A 2,050-nucleotide genomic window follows, 5' to 3' on the forward strand; every position below is an offset into this window, starting at 1 on the left:
CTCACCAAGCGCATAACGGACGAGACGACACCAACCTGGCGAGGGACTTACTAGAACAGAAAGGGCAATTCGCCTAGATCAAATGCCCTCTCAGGACGCGATCCTCGTCTGCCCCACCCATCGCCGCACTGCCAGAGCCGCCCGGCCGTCGCCCCGGCCGACACGCCAGGAACAATGGGCCCCGACCAGGAGCGGTGGTGACAGAGACCTCTCCCCGGACATTCCCCTTCTTCGGCACCTGGGAAGCCAGCCCATGGGTGGGTTCTGGCTTCCCAGGTGACCGGACGGCTACCGGCGCTCCGCCCCCTCCCGCTGCTCCTCCTGACGCTGGCGTTCCTGTCGCTCGGCCCGCTGCTTGCCAGCCGCTTCCTTGGCCCTCTGTTCGTCGCTCAAGTCACCCTCCGGGCCCTTGAGCGCTTGCCAGACGCCATTCTTGTCCAAGCCATAGCCCACGACATGGCCATAGCCGTCGGTCGAGGACCCAACCATCACGCTGTGCCACGAACCGTCCTCGGCCTGGCCGTAGAACTGCGTCTGCTCGGACTGGCGCCTCCCGAGCGGCGCGTCGGCCACATGCGCAGTCGCCACCCTGGCCTCAGGCGCCTTGGCCACATCAAGACCGACATAGTGCTGCAGCCCAGAATGATAAGGAGCCAGGTAAAGTGGTTCCGGTAAATTCGCGGGTAACCAATGCCCGGCAAACCAAGTCCCCCGCAGGTACACCGTCCGGCGAACTCCACCAATTACACCCCCGTCAACCAATGTCTGGAGATCACGCGCGAATTGCATCTGCGCGACGTGATCCCAGTTGAACTGATTGTAAAAACCTGGATGTTCCTGCAAACTGCGAACGTTGGCGTCATGACGCCAACACGCCTCGAACGCCGCTTGCCCACCTGCACTGCACCCGTCGGTTCCGTAGTCCACGCCATCCACGATGATCTTTCTATTCTCGTGGTTCGGGTTGTGCTGCTCAGCCATCTTGATGAATTCATCGAGCGAAATGTCATCGATGGCGTGCAACCAGGACGGAACACCTGAATCGCCGGAAAGCGTCGCACCGTCGGCCACTTGCGCCGAGAGCTCACTCGCCGACGCAATCACCGAACCGGCGAACACGAAGCTGACGCAGATGGGGACGGCCATAACGCCGGCCCTCAGCACTCGTACCCGTCTTGTGGTCGGCGCTTGGCGCAACTTCTTGTGACGCGCTACCAATTCATCCTCCTTGCACGCGGAAAGACCTGGGCTGCAGAGCCGTGACACCGGTTCTGTCAAACGGCCTGCGCGAAGCCTGAACACCCTTGTGACGCCCGAACGGCTCGCCCTTGGTGCCAAAGGTACTGGTGTGACGTAGCCACTGTGCCGCGCGTCCCGTGCACCGCTCACCGCACGGGCACAGCTCAGGCGCGCAGAAGGGCGTCCGGGAGCACGCCGACATGCGCACACCACGACGAGTGAGGCCCTGTGGATGTGTGCTGGCCGGCCGTGACCAGTGCGACGATTCCGCCGTTCGTGGGGTGTGGGCAACCGGCCGTGGATCGTGGACGACGACTTGTGGGCGCTGATCGAGCCGCTGCTGCCGCCCTGGCCGGAGAAGGCGCCCGGCCCGAAGCCGGTGGACGACCGGCTGTGCCTGCAAGGCATCCTGTACGTGCTCTACAACGACATCAGCTGGCAACTGCTGCCGCTGGAGTTGGGGTTGGGCTCCGGTCAGTCCTGCTGGCGCCGACTGGGCCGCTGGCAGGAGCAGCGCTCCACCACAACCTTCGGCGCCTTTCTGGCCAACGCCAGGCGGTGGACCACCGCTTGCTCACTCTCGTCACGGCCTGGCCGTGCCCTCAGCACCATGACCCAGCACCCGCCCCCGAGCACCCGTAACCACCCCGCTACCGGCAGCTTTACCCACCGAAAGGGGAATCCAGCACTAGCTAGTAGGACTCCGTTAGGTCTGTCTGAGGCGCCCCGAAGTTTCCGGACAGTGGTCCCACTACGATGGGTCTGTTCGGAAAGGGAAGCTGGTTGTCGCAGAAACGCAGGAACTTCACTC

At 63.7% G+C, this 2,050-nt stretch carries 2 protein-coding genes; one reads left to right on the forward strand and one right to left on the reverse strand.

The genetic code is table 11. The features are described 5' to 3' along the window. Positions 1 to 288: 288 nt before the first annotated feature. Positions 289 to 1,146: a hypothetical protein gene (locus ACZ7GZ_RS43150; protein ID WP_471033316.1), complete on the reverse strand. Its 858-nt coding sequence runs from the start codon at positions 1,144 to 1,146 to the stop codon at positions 289 to 291. A 397-nt stretch (positions 1,147 to 1,543) separates the two neighbouring features. Between ACZ7GZ_RS43150 and ACZ7GZ_RS43155 the strand changes: the two genes are divergently transcribed. Next, positions 1,544 to 2,050 (forward strand): transposase (locus ACZ7GZ_RS43155; protein ID WP_471033318.1); only part of this gene is annotated, 507 nt, incomplete at its 3' end.

It is taken from the genome of Streptomyces sp. NPDC037288, assembly GCF_055603265.1.